Source organism: Mucilaginibacter sp. P2_A5 (assembly GCF_056404995.1).
Genome location: NZ_JBFUCY010000033.1, coordinates 35826 through 55585 on the forward strand (window position 1 = coordinate 35826; position 19760 = coordinate 55585).

General features: G+C 41.5%; 21 protein-coding genes. 9 read left to right on the plus strand and 12 right to left on the minus strand.

Annotation, left to right across the window (positions count from 1 at the left end):
• Positions 1–32 precede the first annotated feature (32 nt).
• Entirely contained in the window at positions 33–1250 is a 1218-nt protein-coding gene (locus tag AC1DXF_RS23890) for an ABC transporter permease (protein ID WP_477451217.1), read from the minus strand.
• A gap of 85 nt (positions 1251–1335) precedes the next feature.
• Here AC1DXF_RS23890 and AC1DXF_RS23895 point away from each other — a divergent pair, with 85 nt between their 5' ends.
• From AC1DXF_RS23895 to AC1DXF_RS23910, 4 genes are read left to right on the plus strand one after another with little or no spacing between them, the layout of a single operon-like run.
• Positions 1336–2580 (plus strand): exo-beta-N-acetylmuramidase NamZ family protein, encoded by a 1245-nt coding sequence (locus AC1DXF_RS23895; protein ID WP_477451218.1) that lies wholly within the window; start codon positions 1336–1338, stop codon positions 2578–2580.
• Positions 2581–2608: 28 nt separating this feature from the next.
• A complete protein-coding gene (gene fmt, locus AC1DXF_RS23900; protein WP_477451219.1) occupies positions 2609–3526 on the plus strand; it encodes a methionyl-tRNA formyltransferase in 918 nt (305 codons plus the stop codon).
• A gap of 36 nt (positions 3527–3562) precedes the next feature.
• Complete coding sequence (locus tag AC1DXF_RS23905; protein WP_477451220.1) at positions 3563–3808, plus strand: hypothetical protein; 246 nt, start codon at positions 3563–3565, stop codon at positions 3806–3808.
• Positions 3793–4083 (plus strand): type II toxin-antitoxin system RelE/ParE family toxin, encoded by a 291-nt coding sequence (locus tag AC1DXF_RS23910; RefSeq protein WP_477451221.1) that lies wholly within the window; start codon positions 3793–3795, stop codon positions 4081–4083. Before AC1DXF_RS23905 ends, AC1DXF_RS23910 begins: the two co-directional genes overlap by 16 nt.
• On the opposite strand, the gene AC1DXF_RS23915 is transcribed toward AC1DXF_RS23910, so the two are convergent.
• The gene (locus AC1DXF_RS23915; protein ID WP_477451222.1) at positions 4080–4709 is read right to left on the minus strand and encodes a hypothetical protein; all 630 of its coding nucleotides are present in this window, start codon (positions 4707–4709) and stop codon (positions 4080–4082) included. The genes AC1DXF_RS23910 and AC1DXF_RS23915 overlap by 4 nt on opposite strands.
• A gap of 271 nt (positions 4710–4980) precedes the next feature.
• Between AC1DXF_RS23915 and AC1DXF_RS23920 the strand changes: the two genes are divergently transcribed.
• Complete coding sequence (locus AC1DXF_RS23920) at positions 4981–5655, plus strand: DUF3050 domain-containing protein (protein WP_477451260.1); 675 nt, start codon at positions 4981–4983, stop codon at positions 5653–5655.
• Positions 5656–5773: 118 nt separating this feature from the next.
• Here AC1DXF_RS23920 and AC1DXF_RS23925 read toward each other — a convergent pair whose 3' ends face one another.
• Positions 5774–6604 carry an aminotransferase class IV gene (locus AC1DXF_RS23925; RefSeq protein WP_477451223.1) on the minus strand — a complete coding sequence of 277 codons (831 nt, stop codon included), beginning with the start codon at positions 6602–6604 and terminating at the stop codon, positions 5774–5776.
• Positions 6605–6782: 178 nt separating this feature from the next.
• The gene (locus tag AC1DXF_RS23930) at positions 6783–7823 is read right to left on the minus strand and encodes an RluA family pseudouridine synthase (RefSeq protein ID WP_477451224.1); all 1041 of its coding nucleotides are present in this window, start codon (positions 7821–7823) and stop codon (positions 6783–6785) included.
• A gap of 75 nt (positions 7824–7898) precedes the next feature.
• Here AC1DXF_RS23930 and AC1DXF_RS23935 point away from each other — a divergent pair, with 75 nt between their 5' ends.
• Positions 7899–8786: a 1-aminocyclopropane-1-carboxylate deaminase/D-cysteine desulfhydrase gene (locus tag AC1DXF_RS23935; protein ID WP_477451225.1), complete on the plus strand. Its 888-nt coding sequence runs from the start codon at positions 7899–7901 to the stop codon at positions 8784–8786.
• A gap of 571 nt (positions 8787–9357) precedes the next feature.
• Here AC1DXF_RS23935 and AC1DXF_RS23940 read toward each other — a convergent pair.
• From AC1DXF_RS23940 to kduI, 5 genes are all read right to left on the minus strand, one after another.
• Positions 9358–9813, minus strand: coding sequence for a nuclear transport factor 2 family protein (locus AC1DXF_RS23940; RefSeq protein WP_477451226.1), 456 nt, complete (start codon positions 9811–9813; stop codon positions 9358–9360).
• Between the two features lie 33 nt (positions 9814–9846).
• Positions 9847–10632, minus strand: a complete 786-nt coding sequence (locus tag AC1DXF_RS23945) for a DUF4350 domain-containing protein (protein WP_477451227.1) — start codon at positions 10630–10632, stop codon at positions 9847–9849.
• Between the two features lie 166 nt (positions 10633–10798).
• Positions 10799–11833 carry a LacI family DNA-binding transcriptional regulator gene (locus AC1DXF_RS23950; RefSeq protein WP_477451228.1) on the minus strand — a complete coding sequence of 345 codons (1035 nt, stop codon included), beginning with the start codon at positions 11831–11833 and terminating at the stop codon, positions 10799–10801.
• Between the two features lie 112 nt (positions 11834–11945).
• Positions 11946–12761, minus strand: coding sequence for an SDR family oxidoreductase (locus AC1DXF_RS23955; protein ID WP_477451229.1), 816 nt, complete (start codon positions 12759–12761; stop codon positions 11946–11948).
• 24 nt (positions 12762–12785) lie between these two features.
• Positions 12786–13625 carry a 5-dehydro-4-deoxy-D-glucuronate isomerase gene (gene kduI / locus AC1DXF_RS23960; protein WP_477451230.1) on the minus strand — a complete coding sequence of 280 codons (840 nt, stop codon included), beginning with the start codon at positions 13623–13625 and terminating at the stop codon, positions 12786–12788.
• A 430-nt stretch (positions 13626–14055) separates the two neighbouring features.
• On the opposite strand from kduI, the gene AC1DXF_RS23965 reads away from it, so the two are divergent.
• From AC1DXF_RS23965 to AC1DXF_RS23975, 3 genes are all read left to right on the plus strand, one after another.
• Positions 14056–15411 carry an OmpA family protein gene (locus tag AC1DXF_RS23965; RefSeq protein WP_477451231.1) on the plus strand — a complete coding sequence of 452 codons (1356 nt, stop codon included), beginning with the start codon at positions 14056–14058 and terminating at the stop codon, positions 15409–15411.
• Positions 15412–15796: 385 nt separating this feature from the next.
• Positions 15797–17128: an L-lysine 6-transaminase gene (gene lat, locus AC1DXF_RS23970; protein WP_477451232.1), complete on the plus strand. Its 1332-nt coding sequence runs from the start codon at positions 15797–15799 to the stop codon at positions 17126–17128.
• A 194-nt stretch (positions 17129–17322) separates the two neighbouring features.
• Positions 17323–17760, plus strand: coding sequence for a hypothetical protein (locus tag AC1DXF_RS23975; protein ID WP_477451233.1), 438 nt, complete (start codon positions 17323–17325; stop codon positions 17758–17760).
• 77 nt (positions 17761–17837) lie between these two features.
• Here AC1DXF_RS23975 and bshB1 read toward each other — a convergent pair whose 3' ends face one another.
• Genes bshB1 through AC1DXF_RS23990 form a run of 3 tightly spaced genes read right to left on the minus strand, consistent with a single transcriptional unit; the run spans position 17838 to position 19687 of the window.
• Entirely contained in the window at positions 17838–18557 is a 720-nt protein-coding gene (gene bshB1, locus AC1DXF_RS23980; protein WP_477451234.1) for a bacillithiol biosynthesis deacetylase BshB1, read from the minus strand.
• A 12-nt stretch (positions 18558–18569) separates the two neighbouring features.
• A complete protein-coding gene (locus AC1DXF_RS23985; protein WP_477451235.1) occupies positions 18570–19070 on the minus strand; it encodes a glutathione peroxidase in 501 nt (166 codons plus the stop codon).
• 2 nt (positions 19071–19072) lie between these two features.
• On the minus strand, positions 19073–19687 hold the full coding sequence (locus tag AC1DXF_RS23990) for a DUF4294 domain-containing protein (RefSeq protein WP_477451236.1): 615 nt from the start codon (positions 19685–19687) through the stop codon (positions 19073–19075).
• Positions 19688–19760: the final 73 nt, after the last annotated feature.

Consider the following 19760-nt stretch of genomic DNA (forward strand, 5'->3'; position numbering starts at 1 on the left):
GTGTTTAAATCATGGACAAAGCAGGAAAAAACCTACTTAAATCTGATAGCCTTCACCGGCGAAATCCGGCTCACGAGCATCGATGGTACAATAAGTACCAGCAGGCAAATTAGTAGCGTACCCAGGTTAAGCAGCAATATATCCCATGGGTTAAACTGCACCGGTACAAAAGTCATGTAATAAGACGCCTGGTCGAGTTTAAAAAAGTGGGTTTGCTGCTGAAAAAAGCCAAGGCCAAGACCAAGCGCATTGCCCAACAACAGGCCGAGGCCTATCAGGTAGGTGGCATTATACAAAAATATTTTCCGGATGTTCCAGTTTGATGCACCCATTGCTTTAAACATACCTATCATAGCGGTGCGTTCCAAAATCATAATTAGCAGCGCCGATATCATGTTGATAACCGCCACAATAACCATCAGCACCAGCATCACTACCGAGTTTACATCCAATAGTTTCAACCACTCAAATATGTTTGGATAATCCTCCATTACCGTTCGCGATTTTAACCTAACTGGTAAAATCTGATCCAGTTTATCCGCAGCAAAATCTACCTGCTCAAAATCGGCCACGCGTAGTTCGTACTGGCCAATTTCGCCGGATTTCCAGTCGTTCAGGCGGTTTATTAATGATAAAGAACCTATTACAAATGTTTTGTCAACTTCTTCTACTCCGATATTAAAAATGCCTTTTATTTTAAACGGGCGCTTGCGCAAATCCTGCGCAAAAAACATCAGTAGTTTGTCGCCTACCTTCAATTTTAACCTGTTGGCTGTTTGCTGCGATAACATGATCTCTTTTTGCGCTTCAACAGAATCTTTAAAGTCGATCACGTCCCCGGCAACCATCATTTTTTTAAAGTAGCTCCAGTCGTAGGTTTTGTCAACCCCCTTTAGCACCACGCCTTCAATCTCGTTATTAGCTTTAATAATTCCGGGCTTGGTTGCTGTTGGCATTACATGAGTGATCAGCGGACTCTTGAGCAGCCGCTTTACAAAATCAGGGTCTTCAATAATGGGCGAACTCTCGTATGAACTGTTCAGGTCGAACTTAATAACGCGTATATCGCCGGCAAAACCACGAACTTTTTCGCGTATCTCGTGTTTAAATCCTTTTACAATGGCCAATGATAATATCATCACCCCCAAACCAAGCATAATACCAATAATGGCAATACGTACAATCAGCTTTGAAAATGTACGCTTTGACTTGAATGTTATACGGGCTGATATAAAGGAGGCGAAACTCAATGCAGGATGATTTTTAGTACCTTCGCAAATATGCGGTTTTGCTATTAAACCTGCTACTTTTTAAATTGTTTCAAAACAATATTTTATGAAGATTACACCAGTTTTTTTACAAAACGCTTTAATAGCAATCCTAAGTGTTAACACTGCCTGCGCTAACCCGTCTTCAAATACCCGAACTACGCCGAACGAAGCTAAAAACGGTAAAAAAATTAATACAGAAATAATCACCGGCGCCGATCAAATTCCGCTGTATATTGACTATCTTAAGGAAAAAAATATCGGGATGGTTGTTAATCAAACTTCTGTTATTGGTAAAACCCTTGTGCCCAGTGTTGATAGTTTACTAAAACGTGGCATCAGCATCAAAAAGGTATTTGGGCCCGAGCACGGTTTCCGCGGGAATGCCAGCAACGGGGCGGTAGTAAATGATGCCATAGATACCAAAACCGGTTTGCCTGTAATCTCACTTTACGGGAATAAGCATTATAAACCAACAGCCGAAGATCTGAAAGGCATAAACCTGATGATATTTGATATACAGGATGTTGGCGCAAGGTTTTACACCTATATATCAACCCTGCATTATGTAATGGAGGCCTGTGCCGAAAACAACATCGAATTGATGATATTGGACAGGCCAAACCCCAATGGCTACCTGGTTGATGGCCCCATATTGGATACCGCTTACCATTCCTTTGTAGGCATGCACCCCATCCCTATATGCCACGGCATGACTATTGGCGAGTATGCACAAATGATAAACGGCGAACACTGGCTAAAAAACGGTGCACAATGCAAGCTAAAAATTATAAAAGTGGCCAATTACAGCCACAGCATGCCTTATAAGCTGCCGGTAAACCCATCGCCAAATTTAAACACCGAACAGGCAATTTTACTTTACCCCAGCACATGCTTGTTTGAAGGCACAACATTTAGCCTGGGCAGGGGTACTTACTTTCCGTTCCTGCTGTTAGGGCACCCCCTGTTAAAGGGTATTTATACCTATTCCTTCACTCCTATTGGTATCCCCGGCATGAGCGAAAACCCTCCGCAAAAAGATAAACAATGCTTCGGCATCGATCTTAAAAATTACACCGCAAACCAAATAAGAGCAATAGGGCATATTAACTTATCGTGGCTTATAGAACTTTACAAAGCTTTTCCAGATAAAGACCACTTTTTTAATGCCTACTTTAACAAGTTAGCAGGCGGCAAAGAATTGCAAAAACAGATTGCAGATGGCAAAACTGAAAATAAGATCCGCGCAAGCTGGGAACCGGGCTTAAAACAATTTAATAAAATACGTACCAAGTACTTATTGTACAATTAATATACCAAGCAATAAAATAGCATATACCATGAGAATTGTATTTATGGGCACTCCCGATTTTGCAGTAGCATCGCTTGATGCATTAATAAAAGCCGGCAGCGATATTGTTGGCGTTGTTACCGCCCCGGATAAACCTGCAGGACGTGGGCAAAAACTAAGCGAATCGGCAGTGAAACAGTTTGCGATAGCCAATGGACTAAAAGTGCTGCAGCCCGAAAAACTGAAAAGCCCTGAGTTTTTGGCCGAACTTAAAGCCCTTAAGGCAGATTTACAGGTAGTTGTTGCTTTCAGGATGCTGCCTGAAGCTGTTTGGACCATGCCTGCCAAAGGCACCATTAACCTGCATGCCTCGTTGTTACCACAATACCGCGGCGCCGCACCTATTAACTGGACATTGATTAACGGCGAAAAAGAAAGCGGTGTAACCACGTTTTTCCTGAAACATGAAATTGACACCGGTGATGTACTTTTTACCGAAAAAATAACACTTACCGGCACCGAGACTGCCGGCGACTTGCATGACCGGCTGATGAACAAAGGCGCAGGCCTGCTGGTAAAAACAGTAAAGGCGGTTGAAAGCGGCCGTTATCATGAACATCCGCAAGTACAGCTATTAACCGGCGAAGAACTTAAACACTCCCCTAAAATATTTAAGGAAGATTGTAAGATAGATTGGCTGCTACCAGCCGAAGCTGTATACAACAAAATCCGTGGGTTAAGCCCCATCCCTACTGCATATACCGATTTAAATGGTAAGATTTTAAAAATCTATGCATCAGAACTTTTGATTGATGAGCCGGCAATACAACCAGGCGGTTTCCTTACCGATGGTAAAACATTTTTAAAATTTGCCGCCAAAGGAGGTTTTATTAGTGTAAAAGATGTGCAGCTGGAAGGCAAAAAACGCATGGGTATTGAGGATTTTTTAAGGGGGATGAAATTGTGATGGTAATTGTCTTTTTTTCTTTTTAAATTTATCAATATGAAACTTGCCGAATTAAAATCAGATTTCCATAGTCTAATAGATCAAATAAATGATCCGGAATTGCTATCGCAATTTTATGATATAATTAGCCAACACGTAAATGTCGATAATTCAGACTGGCAGTCATTATCTCCAAAACAGCAACAAGAGCTTTTGGATGCTTATGAATCAAGTGAAGATGAAGATAATTTAATCCCGCTATCTGTTATAGAAGCAAAATACAAACAATGGCCCTTGAAGTAGTTTTTACTAAAGAAGCTGAATTTGATTTTGACACTATTCTCGCCTATATACTTCAAGACTTTGGGGAAGCAGCAGTTATTCGGTTTAAAAACCTCACATTAGACTTTGTTAAGGTTCTTCAAAACTTTCCCGAACTCGGAAGGCTTTCAAACAAAAGAAAACCAATGCGTTTTTTTGTTGCGCACAAAAGACTGAAAATATATTACAGAATAAAAGCCGATAAAATTATAATTCTGAGATTGTATGATACCAGGCAACATCCAAATAGAGTTTAATTACTCTTTTTTTGATACTTCTTTGCCAACTGCGTTGTTTTAACCCTTAAATGTTGCGCTTCATTGGCCAGGTTGGCTGTACTAATAATATCGGGCATGTTTTTGTCCTGGTACTTTTCAATAACGGGCAGGGTTGCAACTATTTTTAGCACAGCATGGTAGTCGCCAATTTTTATCTGATTGCTGTCGATATGCGCTTTTAAGCTTGTAAACCTGCTTATTTTATCAACGTATTTTAATTTGCTTTCGGCAATCAGCGCGCTAAGCTGTGCCCGCAAAATGGTATCTTTTATGGCTGTTAATGATTCGTTTGCCGAAAAGTAATAACTATCTGATTTTGCATCGTAATCATCAAACGCTTTTAAACTGTCGGCTATGCCGCCATTAAAATGAATTAATTGCTCTTCCAGGTTTTGAAGTTCCGGGTCTTTTTTTGCCAGCTCGGCATAAATATCATCCATTAACGATCCCCTGGACATTTTTTTCAGACCAAAACCAGATGTTTCATCTCCCAATGCCTCCGGCACTTCATTTTTTGATGTCGAAGTATCTTTTGAAGGTGAAGAGTTACATGCCGAAAAAAACAGGAGAATCAGCAGGGTTGATATTAAGGCGGTTGCTTTCATAATTGATTATATGTAATAGGATAAGGAATATTTAGTATTGTTACTATTATGGCTAACGATATTCTAATCAAGCCAAAGTCAAAAATTACAACTTAACGTTTTTTAACACCTGTTATTGCTACTTTTGCCGCCATAATATACTGAATACCCCATGGCAGATTACAGCGAGCGCATAGCACTACTAAAAACACAGATAGAGCCTTTACGCGATCAACTAATTCAACACGAATTATATAAAAACATTAACTCGTTGGATGAATTAACCGTTTTTATGGATCATCATGTATTCGCCGTTTGGGATTTTATGTCGCTGTTAAAATCATTGCAACAAAAACTTACCTGTACTGCCACACCATGGATGCCAACCGGTAATGCCAATACACGCTACCTGATTAATGAAATTGTAACCGGCGAGGAAAGCGATGTTGACGAACAAGGCAACCGCACCAGTCACTTTGAACTATACCTGCGCGCTATGCAGCAGGCCGGCAGTGAAGCTATTGCTATTAACAATTTATTTCATGAATTAAACTTCGGCAAACATATTGACGAGGCTTTAATTATTGCTGACATCCCCCTTGCGGCGCGCAATTTTATGCTGCATACTTTTGATGTTATCGGCACCAACAAAAACCACGTACAGGCCGCGGTATTTACCTTTGGCCGAGAGGATTTAATACCCGATATGTTTGTGAGTATTGTTAAAGAGCTCAGCCGCCAACTGCCCGGCAAGGTTGATATTTTGCTTTACTACCTGGAGCGCCACATTGAAGTTGACGGCGACCACCACTCCCACCTGGCCTACGAAATGACCGCCGAACTTTGCGGCGACGACGATTCCAAATGGGAAGAAGCAAGCACTACAGTTCAGGAAGCGCTACAAGCACGTATTGCACTTTGGGACGGTATTTTAGCTGCTATTAAAGCGCCGGTAGCCGTGCAGTAGTGGTGTGAGATCATCACTAATAACGACATTCATTATTATTACTACTGCATGCAGTAGTAGGGTCAATATCACCAGCAAATCAATCTTGATACTTGATACTTACTACTTGATACTTTTTTTACAACTTATTCAGCTCGTCCATCAAAACCTTACTTACCCTGTTAAAATAGCGCCTTACGCCAAAGCCCATTACGGTTTGGATACCGCGGGTTGCATTGGTTAAAAACACCTCATCGGCCTCGTAAAGAATGTCGGGGTTTATCTGGGCTTCGGTAATATCTATGTTGTTATCCTGGGCAAGCTTTATCACCACCTGGCGCATTACACCTTCTACACAGCCTTCGCTTAGTGCCGGGGTGTACAGGTGATTTTGATAGTGGATAAATATATTTGAACTGCTGGCCTCGCATAAAAAACCGCTTTGATTGAGCAAAAACACATCATCAAGTTTATTTTGCGTTTTATAGATGCCAGCCATTACATAAATAAGCGAATTACAGGTTTTGATGTTGGATAGGTAATTGGATGGCTTGGGCAATTCGGTAAATACATCCATGATCAGCCCCTTCTCGTTCAAAAAGTACCGCGGCTCGTCGGATGCTGTAAGCTCCAGGCAATAGCCCATTTTATTTTGTGTTGGGGTATACAAACCCTCGGCGTCGCGGTAAACAGTTAGGCGAAGGCGGCCATGCCTAACCTTGTTACGCCTGGCAAGTTCTTCCACAATATCCTTTAAAAACCAGGTATCCATCTGCGAATAGCCATCAATTTTAAGGGCTTTCATGCCGCGTTGCAGGCGGTCGGCGTGCAAATCGGCAAATTTAAGCTGTCCTTTCATCAGGCGCATACTCTCAAACAATCCGTCGCCATATTTAAAAGCCCGGTTTGCCACGCTAAGCAGCAGGCTGCTTTGAGGAAGTATTTGTCCGTTAAAATTGATTAACACCATTTTAGATATGAGATGTGAGATTTGAGATATGAGACCTGGTTATTTCGCAAAAGGTATCTTTCATTTTGGTTTTAGTTTATCGCCATTATATCAACGTTTAATTTGGCAAACCGGGATATCGCACACTGATTTAAGATGCATGTTTAATTAATCTATCTAACGGTCTCCTACTCACCACTCACTCCTCACCACTCACATTCGCCGTATACCTGCGCCATTTTAGCAACACGCTTTCAAAATCGGGTGGCAGTGGCGATTCAAACAAGATTTGCTTTTTCTGGGTTGGGTGTAAAAAGCCCAGGGTTTGGGCGTGCAGGGCCTGGCGGGGCATCAGTTCAAAACAATTCTCTACAAATTGCTTGTATTTACTGAATACCGTTCCTTTCAAAATCTTATCTCCGCCATAGGTGGCATCGCTAAACAAGGGGTGGCCAATATGCCGCATATGCGCGCGAATCTGGTGAGTGCGGCCGGTTTCCAACTGGCATTCTATCAGGGTAACATACCCCATACGTTCCATTACCTTGTAATGCGTTACCGACCATTTGCCTTTCTCCGGGTCGTCATAAATAGACATTACCCGCCTATCGGCAATGCTGCGGCCAATATAGCCCGTTACGGTACCATCTTCAACCAAATCGCCCCAAACCAGGGCTATGTATTTGCGGGTAATGGTGTGGTCAAAAAACTGCTTGGCCAGCCAGCTCATGGAGCGCTCATTTTTGCTGATGAGCAACAGGCCCGAGGTATCTTTATCAATGCGGTGAACCAGGCCCGGCCGGCCATCATTGCCAGGCAATGTTGGCAATTGCTGAAAATGGTAAACCAACGCGTTTACCAATGTACCTGTATAATTATTATAACCGGGATGCACCACCATGCCGGCAGCTTTATCAACCACCAGTACGTCATCATCCTCGTAAACAATGTTAATGGGGATATTTTCCGGATAAACCTCCGTGTCGCGTGGCGGATGGGGTAAAACAACCGAAATTACATCCAGCGGCTTTACCCGGTAGCTGCTTTTTATAGGCTTATCATTTACCAGCACATTACCCAGTTCGATAGCATTCTGGATGCGGTTACGCGATGCATTCTCAACCCGGTGCATCAAAAACTTGTCAATGCGCAGCAGCGACTGACCCTTATCAACCACAACGCGTAAGTGTTCAAATAAATCCTGTTCTTCCTGCTCTATCAGCTCGGGTTCGTATGCCATTTGGGCGCAAAAGTAATCGTTTTTTGTGGTAGGTTAAGCGTAATATTGCAATAGCATTAAGGGCAGGTTATTTTTATGAATATTGATCTCGAAATTTTTAGTCCGGTACATCAAATTACAAATCTGTTGTTTGATGAACACGAGGTTAAAGTTTTTTTGAAACGGGACGACCTCATTCACCCCATGATATCGGGCAATAAATGGCGCAAGCTTAAGTACCTGCTCAAATCGGCTCAAAACCAGCACAAAAATCACCTGGTAACATTTGGTGGCGCATACTCCAATCACCTACTGGCGACAGCGGCGGCGGCAGCTAAATTCGGTTTCAAATCTACAGGTATTGTACGCGGCGAGGAGGTTGACAATAACACCCTGTTTTTATGCAAACTGCATGGCATGCAACTGTTATTTACCGATAGGGATAGCTACCGCGATAAGCTGGCGTTGTTCCAAAAATATTTTGGCAATAATGAGCAGGCTTTTTTTATTGACGAAGGCGGCTCATCCGCAGAAGGCGCCCAGGGCTGCGCCGAACTGGTAAATGAACTAACGGATAGCTACGACCATATTTTTTGCGCCTGTGGCACCGGAACCACTGCGGCGGGCATTATTAACGGCTTAACCAACCATCGGCTTACAACAAAATTCAATGCTATACCCGTGTTTAAAAACGGAGGTTTTATCAGGGACGAGATTAACCGTTTTCTAACCTCGCCGGTCAGTTATGACCTGCATACCGACTACCATTTTGGTGGATATGGAAAAGCAACCGACGAACTTATTGGTTTTGTAAAGCATTTTATTACTGCCACCGGCATTGTTATTGAACCTGTATATACAGGTAAAATGATGTACGCTTTATATGACCTTATTGGCAAAGGGCATTTTAAACCCGGCAGTAAAATACTGGCCATCCATAGCGGCGGAATTTGGGGATTATTGGGAATGAAAGATAAGTTTTAAGGGCGGATGGCTAAGAAAATAACTACCGTCATTGCGAGTACATATCAGGATGATCCTGAAAAAAACAGGGATTACATGTTGGCTTTAGAGCCCCACAACAACCATGTCATGCAGTGCAGTTGATCTGATGTGATGTGTTTGCGAGCGTAGCGCGGCAATCGCGAACTCTGCAAGTCCACCCTGTATAGTTCGCGATTGCTTCGTTCCTTATAATGACGCATTTATAAGTTATTGGCTATCAGTATAAAATACCCGTCATTGCGAGGCACGAAGCAATCCCGGACTATGTGAAACTTAACATGTCGAGAATTGCTTCGTGCCTTATAATGACGTCCATGTAAGTTATTGATAATCAATAGCTGTTTTTAAACGTCATAACGTTTTTTTTCAGGGATACCCCTGATGGGTACTCGCAATGACATAGATTGTATTAAAAATACAGTCTTGACAATCAGTTATTTATAACCATGTCATTATAAGCGATAGCGTGGCAATCTCATCGCATGCATAGCGGATTTGCATAGTTCGCGATTGCTTCGTTCCTCGCAATGACATAGTTTTACATTTTTTTTTAAAGCACCTTAACCGCCTGCCGGGCCAATAACTGCCATTCTTTGCCATTTTTTACCCAAACCAACAAAACACCCAGCTTAACTGTGCCCGGGCCTTTGCCTGCATCATTGGTAGCTGCCGATAATGTGTGCCTTACAATAGCTGTATTGCCCAATATGGTAATCGTTTGACCTGTAAAATCAATAGCTGTAAAAACCGATGCGCCGCTGGTAAAGCTGTGTATAAACTCCCTTTTGTTTTGCAGTTTACCACTGGAGTGGCCGTAGCTCAGGCTGTCGGCTGCAATTTTATCCAGGGATACGCTATCGGCACTTATCATCGTAAGGCGCAAGCGTTCAATTGCTTTGGCAACGTCTTTAATACGTGCGTCTTGTTGGGCATCTGCAGCCTGTGGGTTAATAGTGCTTATCATCATTAAAAAAAACAAAATTTTAATACTGTTATATATTTTCATAATTGTCTAATTGGGTAAACACATTTTTATTTTTCATTTCTTGACCTGGGCTAACAACCAGGCCGATATATCATTTGCCGCCTTATCATTTTCAAATCCGGCAGGCAAGCGCCCGTTGGTGTACTCATTGTAAAGCCATGGGTCGGCTATAGCCAGTACCGTTCCTTTGCCAAATTTAGCCTGGGCTATCAAGGTTATTCCGTTTTTTACCAAAGCGGGTTTTGCCGGGGCATTGGTACTTATGGAACAAACATCCTTCATAAATATTTTTTGCGCGGTTTTAAAAAGAGGGTTACCGGTGGTCATAATAGCGCCATCCTCAAAATGGTTATCGTCAATTACGTGATTTTGCAAATCGTTATTAAAATTCATTCCAAATTTATTGGCCAGGATGTTAAAGTGGGGCAGCTCAACATTGGCGCTATCATTTGCAAGCATCACTAATACGCCGCCTGCCTTTACCCATTGGGCAATGGCGCCTGCATCTTGTTGGTTTATGTAGTTGGGTTTAGGGCTCTCTTTTTTTGTATCAGGGTCAACAATAATATAAATGGAGGTACCTTTTAAATTATCCGCTGAAGGCGCAGCGGGGAGCGAATCTAAAGTAGCCCCGCATTTTTTAAAGGCCTCGCCCCAAATAGAATAACCGGTGTTTTCCTTTTCGTCCCATAAATAATGGAACCGCTTTGACTCACCTGCAACGGTATGCACTTCGCGGTTAAAATAGTAATCTAACCGCACAACCTGTGCTGTTGCTTTGTAGCCCTGGCAAATCATTAATACACCTATTAAACCTTTTGCAAATAACCGGTAACGCATAATTGTATAATTTAAAAGCCAATATAGGCACAAAGTATAACTGGTTTTCAAATGTATTGCCGAATAGACCATTTTATTCGATACAATAAAGAAATATTTACTACATCGATATAGTTATATCGAAGCTAAAAGCAGAATGCATAATGCTTAAAGCCAATAATAAAAGTTAGCGGCCAGCCCGTGATGAATCGCGGATACAAACCTGGGTGGGTAATACAACGGTTTCAAATTCAGTTACGGGTCGGCGGCTCTCAATAAGGCCGATGAGCATTTCGGTAGCCTTTTTTCCTATTTCAAACCCTGGCTGATATACCGTACTAAGCGATGGGTTTAAAACATCGGCCAATTGGGTATTGGTAAAACCCAACAGGGCTATATCGCCAGGTATTTTAAAGCCCAGTTTATGCAATAACATTAGGGTTGTGGTAGTTATCCTGTCAGATGCTGTAAAAATTGCATCCGGGCGGTTGGGCGAAAGGAGTAATTCGTTAAGTGCATTTTCAATCTCGATGAGGTCTTTACCGCCATGAAGGCAATATTTTATAAACCCGTCGTTTTGCTCCAGGTTATTTTGGGCAAGGGCAGCCTGGTACCCTTTTAAACGCTCGGCCGTGATAGATACGTTTACCGAACTGGTTATATGTGCTATTTTGCGATACCCGGCCTCAATTAACGATTGTGTTGCTTTAAAAGCGCCCTGGAAATTATCGGCAATTACTTTGTGGGTATCAATTTCGTCGCTTACACGGTCAAAGAAAACAATGGGCAGGCCTTTTTCATGCAGATCTTTAAGATGGGATACATCAGCAGTTTCTGTTGATAGGGATATAAGCAAGCCATCAATTGCCCGGTACATCAAATGGCTTACGTTTAATTTTTCAAGCTCGTACGATTCATGTGTTTGGGTAATAAACACATTATAGCCATTACTATGGGCAACAAATTCGATACCGTTGATCACCTGCGAAAAAAAGTGATTATCGATGGTAGATACAACTATACCCAAAGATTTACTGCTGCCTTTTTTTAAGCTGCGGGCCATGTGATTGGGCTGATAGTTAAGCCTTTTTGCACACTCACGTACAAGTGCTTTGGTTTTTTCGCTTATTTCATAACTATCCTTAAGCGCTTTAGATACCGCCGATGTGGAAATCCCCAGCTCTTTAGCAATATCTTTTATGGTAACAACCGCGAAATTCATATCCCTTTTTAGCTTTAACGGCAAGTTTAATTACAATTGTAATTTATTGCAGTTAACAAACCTAAAATAATTGAGATAAAATTTCGCGGTAAAAAGAAGTGCGATTAAATTGTTACACGCCGCCAAAAATGGAAAAACCGCCATCTACGCAGATCATGGACCCCGTTACAAATTTAGATGCATCGCTTAACAGCCATACCAATGCACCAATCAACTCATCCGGGTGGCCAAAACGTTTAAAAGGCGTTTGCTTTATCACCAGTTGGCCACGGTCGGTATAGCCGCCTTCGGGTTTGGTAAGCAGATTCCGGTTTTGCTCAGTCAGGAAAAATCCCGGCGCAAGGGCATTCATCCGGATGGCATCGCCATAACGGTTAGCCAACTCAACGGCAAACCATTGGTTGTAACAATCAACCGCTGCCTTACCAATGTTATAACCCAATACCTTGGTAATAGCCCGCTTTGAATTCATTGACGAGATATTAACAATGCTGCCCTTACCGGTTTGCGCAATAGCCTCGCCAAATACCTGTGTTGGGGTGATGGTGCCCCAGGTATTTAAATCCATTACGGTTTTCATGCCGGCTATATTCATTTTAAAAATATCCTCATCGGGCTGTAAAACGCCTTGCGGCATATTGCCCCCTGCCCCATTCACCAGGCCATCCAACCTGCCAAATGTATCCATCAGTTTGGTTTTAGCGGTTTGCAGTTCGTCTTCGTTTAAAACATCGGCAACCAATGCCACCGCTTTGCCGCCATTTTGATTAATGGCATTGGCACGTTCTTCGGCTACCTGCGCATTACGGCCTAAAATACCTACAGCGCCACCTGCCTCAACAATACCATTAATAAAGGCGTTGCCCAATATGCCGGTGCCACCGGTTACTACAATTACTTTGCCGGCTAAAGAGAATTTATTTTCCAATGTATATTATTTTATTGATGATGATTACCTGAGATCTGTAATAGCAATGGGATCCATATCGGTATAATCCAGGTTTTCGCCTGCCATACCCCATATAAAACTATAGCTTGCTGTGCCACTACCCGAGTGAATGCTCCATGGCGGCGACACCACGGCGTCGTAGTTATCCATAGTGATGTGCCTGGTTTCGTTGCCCTCGCCCATATAATGGAATATCTTTTGGCCCTCGGGCACATCAAAATAAAAATAGGCTTCCATCCGGCGGTCATGTACATGCGATGGCATGGTATTCCATACGCTGCCATCGTGCAAAATGGTAAGCCCCATAACCAACTGGCAGCTTTGGGTGCCTTCCAGGTGAATGTATTTATTAATAGTGCGATGATTAGCTGTTGATGCCGAACCCAAGGTAACTTTTACAGCATCAGCATGGGTTAACAAAGTAGTTGGGTACGTTGCGTGGGCCGGGGCCGAAAGCAAGTAGAAAACCGCCGGGTCGTCACCATTTTTACTGGCAAAATGCACACTTTTAGTTCCCTTTCCTATATACAGGCAATCAAGTTTTTTTACATCATAGGCAATGCCATCGGCAATTACAACGCCGTCACCGGCCACGTTGATAATTCCTATTTCACGGCGCTCTAAAAAATACTCCGCACGCAGATTTGGATAATTTGGCAACAGCAATTGGGTGTCTGTGGGGTTGGCAAAGCCAACTATCATACGGTCATAATGGGTATAAGTACAATTGATTGCACCTTTTTGTACCTGCTTATCTATCAAAAAACGGGACCGTATGGTAGCGGTATCATATCGCTTAAAATCCTCCGGATGTACACTTTGTATTACTTTCAATGGTATCATTTATTAAAGTTAATCGATGCAATTCTACAACCCAGGCTATTAATTAAAAAGATATCCTAAGCTTATTTTTACTTCAACGTTGTAGTAAAGGTATAAATATTATCATTTGCTAACAGACAATAGTTTTAAAACAGGTGCGGACAAGCGATCGCTCCGATGCTATGTTAAGTGCTGGGTCTTGAGTAAAAAATTAAATATTTTTTTGACTTAATACTTTTTGCCAAAGGCAATCCATTGCGCCAATAACATAACACTAAGCGCTATACGTCCTTAAATTAAGCCATTAAAAGTCCTCTACTGAAAATTATATCTCCTTAATAATTAATATTTTGGATAAAATATTTCTAATACAGAAAACTTTTTTCAAAAAACTGAGTTTTTAGCATTAATCATTAAAATTCTTAATGAGTTTTATTAATAAATTAAAACTATGAACTATTCTACATTAAAGAAATCAGTCGCATTGTCGTTTGCTTCTTTGATGGTAGTAGGTATGGCTAATGCCCAAACCGACTCCACCAAAACAACAACTACTGCTACAACAGCTACCGCGACTGACACCTCTACTGCCAAGGTATTTGGTGGTATTGGCCAGTACAACACGTTTAGTATTGGTGCAAGCGCCGGTATAACTGATGGGCTTGTTCCGTTTACAATTAACACCACAAACAAGTTTAAAGTTGATTTGGGTTACGGATTGTATCTAAGGCAGCAACTATCACACACTTTTAGCTTGCAGTTGGATTATTTAGGCGGCAAGGTACATGGCATTGATGAAGCCGGTAAGCCGAAGTTTGGTATTACCGAGTACAAAACCAACTTCAACGCGGTTTCATTAAGCGGTGTATTCAACATTGCAAGTGTTAGCTTTTTACACCGTAAAAACAGTGTTAACTTTTATGGGTCTGCAGGTTTAGGTTTAAATATGTACAAACCTAAAATGTACGTTACAGATGCAGGTGCGACAGTAAACGATCCTTATGGCAGCGACCATACCGTAAAAGAATTATATGCCCCGGTAGGTTTGGGTGTCAAATTCAAACTTAATGACGCATTAGCCCTTAATTTAGGCTACACTGTTAGCTTTGTACAAGGTTACAATTTCGCCGGAAAAAGCACTTATCCAACCTTTAGCCATTACTCTTATACCTATGGTGGTTTAGAGTATACTTTTGGTCCGAAATCAAAACAGAACCTAACCTGGGTTAACCCGGTTGCTCAAATGTATGATGAATTGTACGATGCAGCCTTACGCCAGGAAGTTGAAGCTTTAAAAGGCCGTGTAACCAACGTTGAAACCGCGGTTACCGACCTGAAGAAAGATTCGGACGGCGATGGTGTTGCCGATCAGTTTGACAAATGCCCGGGTACTGCAGCAGGCAGCGTAGTTGACGGTTCTGGTTGCGTTATCGTATTCCCTAAACCAGATTCATCTGCATTAGCAACTCAGGCGCCTGCCACCCCTTACTCAAACATCCAGTTTGAATTTGACAGTTCGGTATTGCGCACTTCATCTTACCCTGTGTTAGATGCAACATCTGCCGATCTGCGTTCTACCGGTAAAAAGGTAGAAGTTGATGGCTTCGCTTCATCTGAAGGTACTGCCGCTCATAACATCTCGTTATCAAAAGATCGCGCTAACTCGGTAAAAACTTACCTGGTTAACTCTGGTGTTGATGCCAAGAAAGTAAAAATTAAAGGCTATGGCGAAACCATGCCGATTGCTGATAACTCAACAGAAGAAGGACGTGTACTAAACCGTCGTGTTCAGTTCAAACAAAAATAATTTTTAGATTAAACATTATTTGCGAAAGCCCCGGATAACCCGGGGCTTTCTTTGTTTTGACACGATTTAAGGATTTTACAGGATTGACAGGATTTTCTCCGTTCAATCAGTTATTCACGCTTTGGCTGTAAATATTCAAGCGGATCATATCTTAAATTAAAAACTTAAATACATTGCATCGGCTTACGCCATTTCAGGCAGATTAAAATTAGATTAAACAATTTAAAATCAAAAAAAAGCACTTTGCGCCGCTATACTATTTTGGGCTTTGGTACAAAAAGTAACTTTAAACAATTTAAACATACTTTTTATTCAATCGGTTCAAAAACCGCCTAAATTTTGTTTTTGAGGGGTTTTTAGTAGATTTGTATAAACCAAAATTGATATGTACAACCTACTTGTTTCACCCCAAAACGTTCAGGCTTCATTACAGAAGCACGTACTTGCCGATGGCTTCGACCTCACTTTTGACATGGAAAAAAGTAAGGGCGTATATATTTACGATTCAAAAAACGACAGGACACTCCTTGATTTTTTTACCTGCTTTGCTTCGGTTCCATTAGGCTACAATCACCCCAAAATGGTGAACGACGAAGAGTTTAAAAAAAACCTGATGTTGGCGGCCTTAACTAACCCGTCCAACTCCGATATATATACTACCCAGTATGCGCAGTTTGTAGAAACATTTTCAAGGGTTGGAATTCCCGATTATCTCCCACACGCTTTTTTTATAGCCGGCGGTTCATTGGCCATCGAAAACGCGTTAAAAGTTGCCATGGATTGGAAAGTACAAAAGAATTTTGCCCGGGGCTATACCAAAGAACGTGGGTTTAAAGTAATTCATTTTGAGCACGCTTTTCACGGTCGGTCTGGCTATACCCTGAGCCTTACCAATACCTTGCCCAATAAAACCAAATGGTTTGCCAAGTTTGATTGGCCAAGGGTATCGGTACCGTATATGAATTTCCCATACAGCGACGCCAATCACGAAGACCTGCTTCAACGCGAGCAATTATCGGTGGCCCAGATCAGGAAAGCTTTTGAGGACAACAAGGATGATGTTTGCGCTATTATTATCGAACCGGTACAATCAGAAGGCGGGGATAACCACGTACGTAAGGAGTTTTTAGAAAAGTTGCGCGAGCTTGCCGATGAATATGAGGCTATGCTGATTTATGATGAAGTACAAACAGGCGTTGGCCTTACCGGCAAATTTTGGTGCCATGAGCATTTTGGCCCAAAAGCCCGCCCGGATATTTTAGCTTTTGGAAAAAAAATGCAGGTTTGCGGCATATTATGCAGCAACCGGGTTGACGAGATTGAGAATAATGTATTCCATGTTTCATCGCGTATTAACTCTACCTGGGGCGGCAGTTTGGTTGATATGGTAAGGTCATCAAAAATAATGGAAGTGATTGAGGAGGATAACCTTTGCCAAAATGCCGCCGAAATGGGCGACTACCTGCAAAATCAACTCAGTGAAATTTCGGCGAGGGTTCCCATTATCAGTAACGTGCGTGGTAAGGGCCTGCTTACAGCCTTTGACTTCCCCGATAAAAACAAACGCGATACGTTTATCAATAAAGGATTAGATAATAATATGATGTATTTAGGCTGCGGCGATAAGAGTATCCGCTTCAGGCCGGCCCTTATTATCGAAAAAAGCCATATAGATACCGGGCTTGAAATGCTGGAAAAAATAGCCAAAACCTTATAATAGGCGGTATTATAAATTAAAGAATGTTTTGCCTGCAATGAATGCTTAATATTTAATATATGTTTTGCCAATTGTTGATGGCAAAAAGGAGCTAAATATTAACATAAACAACTTTTTTACCAAAATACACTATATTTTTAATTATTATTCCCGTTAGATTTGACAATTCCTGTTAGAATCAAATCTAGTTCATCATGAGCAAACATATAGAGAAATTAAAAAAACAACTTGTTGAGGTAGCAGAAGTTGTAAACTCATTTCAGTCGGAAGCTGTGCAGGTAAGAATTATCGACAGACTACTGGATGTAATGATTGAGTCGGAAAAGGCGGATGCCGATGGATCTGAATTTTTTAGCAAAAAAGGGCGTAAAATGCGCCCAGACGATGAAAATTTTGCTATTTCGGGTCGTAAAAAGCCAGGTGCAACAAAAATATTAAACCAATTATTAAGCACCGACTTTTTTGATACCCAACGTTCTATCTCATCAATAGCCAACTATTGTAAAGAGCAGTTTGATTCAGATTTTAAAACTTCGGAGTTATCCGGCATCCTTTTAAAACTGGCAAACGAAAATAAACTGAGGCGAGAAAGAAGCAATGAAAATAATCGCTTTGAATATATCAAAGCTTAAATATTTAACCAATATTATAAAATAAGCCAATATCTTAAAAAGACATTGGCTTATTTTATTTTTAGTTAAATAATATATTATTTTAAAGCAAATAAATTATCTACCCCTAAAATTTTCCTGCTGGTGTAACCTTCTGCATATTTAGCACCAATACTTTTACCAAATTCGCTGGCACGGGCGGCAACTACGTTTATAAATTCAGGAGTTGATATATAGGTTTGGGGCTCATTTTCCCATTCGGGGTTGTAAAACTGCGAACCATAAGCATAAATACTCTCCACCTTTTTGTCCCAGTATTCGGTGATGTCGATTAAAATATCGGGCTTTATATAGTTATCCTGTATAAAGTGCAATACCATGTTTGGCCGCCATTCTTGTTGCGGCTCTCCATTTTCAAAAGTTTCTATTTTACGTAAGCCCGATAAAAATGCCGATGCCTCTACCAATTCATTAGCGCGGCCATGATCGGGATGCCTGTCATAGTAAGCATTGGTTATTACAATTTCAGGTTGATACTTACGAATAGCCGCAATCACTTGGAGTTGATATTCGCGCGTGTTTTCAAAAAAGCCATCCGGAATAGCCAGGTTATCCCTTACTGCAATGCCCAATATTCCGGCGGCAGCGGCAGCTTCCTGTTCGCGGATCTCGGCCGAGCCACGGGTACCTAATTCGCCACGGGTAAGATCAACAATGCCAACTTTGTAGCCCAGGGCAATATGTTTTAAAATAGTGCCCGAGCATCCAAGTTCAGCATCGTCGGGATGTACCGATAAAACTAAAATATCTAATTTCATTATTGTATGGTGTTAATGGGCCGCCGCTAAAAGGCGCTCAATTTTTTTCCTGATTTTTGAAGATGTAGGCTTGGTAAAGGGGAAATAAAAGTCGGTAACGTGTCCTTCCCTGTCAATCAAAAATTTATGAAAGTTCCATCTTGGTACCGACTTAAGCTTGCCATTTGCTTTCTTATCAGCAAAAAACTGGTACAAAGGATGTGCAAAAGGCCCCCGGACCCTGATTTTATCAAATATAGGATAGTTGGTGCCAACGTTTTCGCAAAAGGCAGCTATAGCAGCGCCTTCCAATGGCTCCTGCCCGCCAAAATCATTTGAGGGGAAGGCGAGTATCTCGAAATCAGCATCCTTAAACTGGTTTTTTAATTCGACCAGGTCTTTAAGTTGTGGTGTAAAGCCGCATTGGGAGGCGGTATTAACAATTAAGAGTACTTTATTTTTATAAGCCGACAGGCTGATATCATCCCCGTTTAACTTTTGAACGTTAAACCTGTAGACGCTTGTGTTATCCATTATCAGTAGTTAGTGGAATTATATCCGGCCTGGGTAAGTATGGCCTCGATATCTCTCTGCTCTTCAGGGTCGTAAGTTTCTTTAAGGTTGTGGCCAAATATACTGGCTACAGACTGGAACATAAATGCTTTAAAACCACCTTTAAGTTCTTTAACCATAGTATAACTTGTTTGCCCGGTTTCGCGGTCAATCAACTTGATCAGAACTTCACCCTGACTAATTGTCAGATTTTTAATTTCCTTATTGAACAATGTTTTAATTTCGGTTTCGCAATTACCTATTAATTCTTTCTGCTTCTTTTTATCACCGGTTAAGGCCAGGTCGCGCTGTAATTTTGCGTACCGCTGGCCTGCAAAACGCGCGTAAGGCAACACCTTCATCACATTATATCGTAAACGGCGGTAATTATCCCTATCGGCATCGCTGGCAAATATGCGGGTATCAACAATTCTTATTGGCGGGCAAACTACCCAGGGTATCAGTTCTCCGTCAACATCGGTAACAGCCACCCTTATGGTATCATTTTTGCCCAGTACCATAGGTGCAGGTTTATCTGTTTGGGCCCTTACCTGGCCCACTAAGCAACAAAACATCAACAGAAAACCAATAAATTTCATATTTTTACTTAAAACAAAATTAAAGGAAATTTTTGTGGTATTTTAATATAATCTGTAATAATAATTTTCAATT

Coding starts and splice junctions, on each gene's coding strand:
- AC1DXF_RS23895 (WP_477451218.1), top strand. CDS start 1,336: ATGAAGATTACACCAGTTTTTTTACAAAACGCTTTAATAGCAATCCTA.
- fmt (WP_477451219.1), top strand. CDS start 2,609: ATGAGAATTGTATTTATGGGCACTCCCGATTTTGCAGTAGCATCGCTT.
- AC1DXF_RS23905 (WP_477451220.1), top strand. CDS start 3,563: ATGAAACTTGCCGAATTAAAATCAGATTTCCATAGTCTAATAGATCAA.
- AC1DXF_RS23910 (WP_477451221.1), top strand. CDS start 3,793: ATGGCCCTTGAAGTAGTTTTTACTAAAGAAGCTGAATTTGATTTTGAC.
- AC1DXF_RS23915 (WP_477451222.1), bottom strand. CDS start 4,709: ATGAAAGCAACCGCCTTAATATCAACCCTGCTGATTCTCCTGTTTTTT.
- AC1DXF_RS23920 (WP_477451260.1), top strand. CDS start 4,981: ATGGATCATCATGTATTCGCCGTTTGGGATTTTATGTCGCTGTTAAAA.
- AC1DXF_RS23925 (WP_477451223.1), bottom strand. CDS start 6,604: ATGGTGTTAATCAATTTTAACGGACAAATACTTCCTCAAAGCAGCCTG.
- AC1DXF_RS23930 (WP_477451224.1), bottom strand. CDS start 7,823: ATGGCATACGAACCCGAGCTGATAGAGCAGGAAGAACAGGATTTATTT.
- AC1DXF_RS23935 (WP_477451225.1), top strand. CDS start 7,899: ATGAATATTGATCTCGAAATTTTTAGTCCGGTACATCAAATTACAAAT.
- AC1DXF_RS23940 (WP_477451226.1), bottom strand. CDS start 9,813: ATGAAAATATATAACAGTATTAAAATTTTGTTTTTTTTAATGATGATA.
- AC1DXF_RS23945 (WP_477451227.1), bottom strand. CDS start 10,632: ATGCGTTACCGGTTATTTGCAAAAGGTTTAATAGGTGTATTAATGATT.
- AC1DXF_RS23950 (WP_477451228.1), bottom strand. CDS start 11,833: ATGAATTTCGCGGTTGTTACCATAAAAGATATTGCTAAAGAGCTGGGG.
- kduI (WP_477451230.1), bottom strand. CDS start 13,625: ATGATACCATTGAAAGTAATACAAAGTGTACATCCGGAGGATTTTAAG.
- AC1DXF_RS23965 (WP_477451231.1), top strand. CDS start 14,056: ATGAACTATTCTACATTAAAGAAATCAGTCGCATTGTCGTTTGCTTCT.
- lat (WP_477451232.1), top strand. CDS start 15,797: ATGTACAACCTACTTGTTTCACCCCAAAACGTTCAGGCTTCATTACAG.
- AC1DXF_RS23975 (WP_477451233.1), top strand. CDS start 17,323: ATGAGCAAACATATAGAGAAATTAAAAAAACAACTTGTTGAGGTAGCA.
- bshB1 (WP_477451234.1), bottom strand. CDS start 18,557: ATGAAATTAGATATTTTAGTTTTATCGGTACATCCCGACGATGCTGAA.
- AC1DXF_RS23985 (WP_477451235.1), bottom strand. CDS start 19,070: ATGGATAACACAAGCGTCTACAGGTTTAACGTTCAAAAGTTAAACGGG.
- AC1DXF_RS23990 (WP_477451236.1), bottom strand. CDS start 19,687: ATGAAATTTATTGGTTTTCTGTTGATGTTTTGTTGCTTAGTGGGCCAG.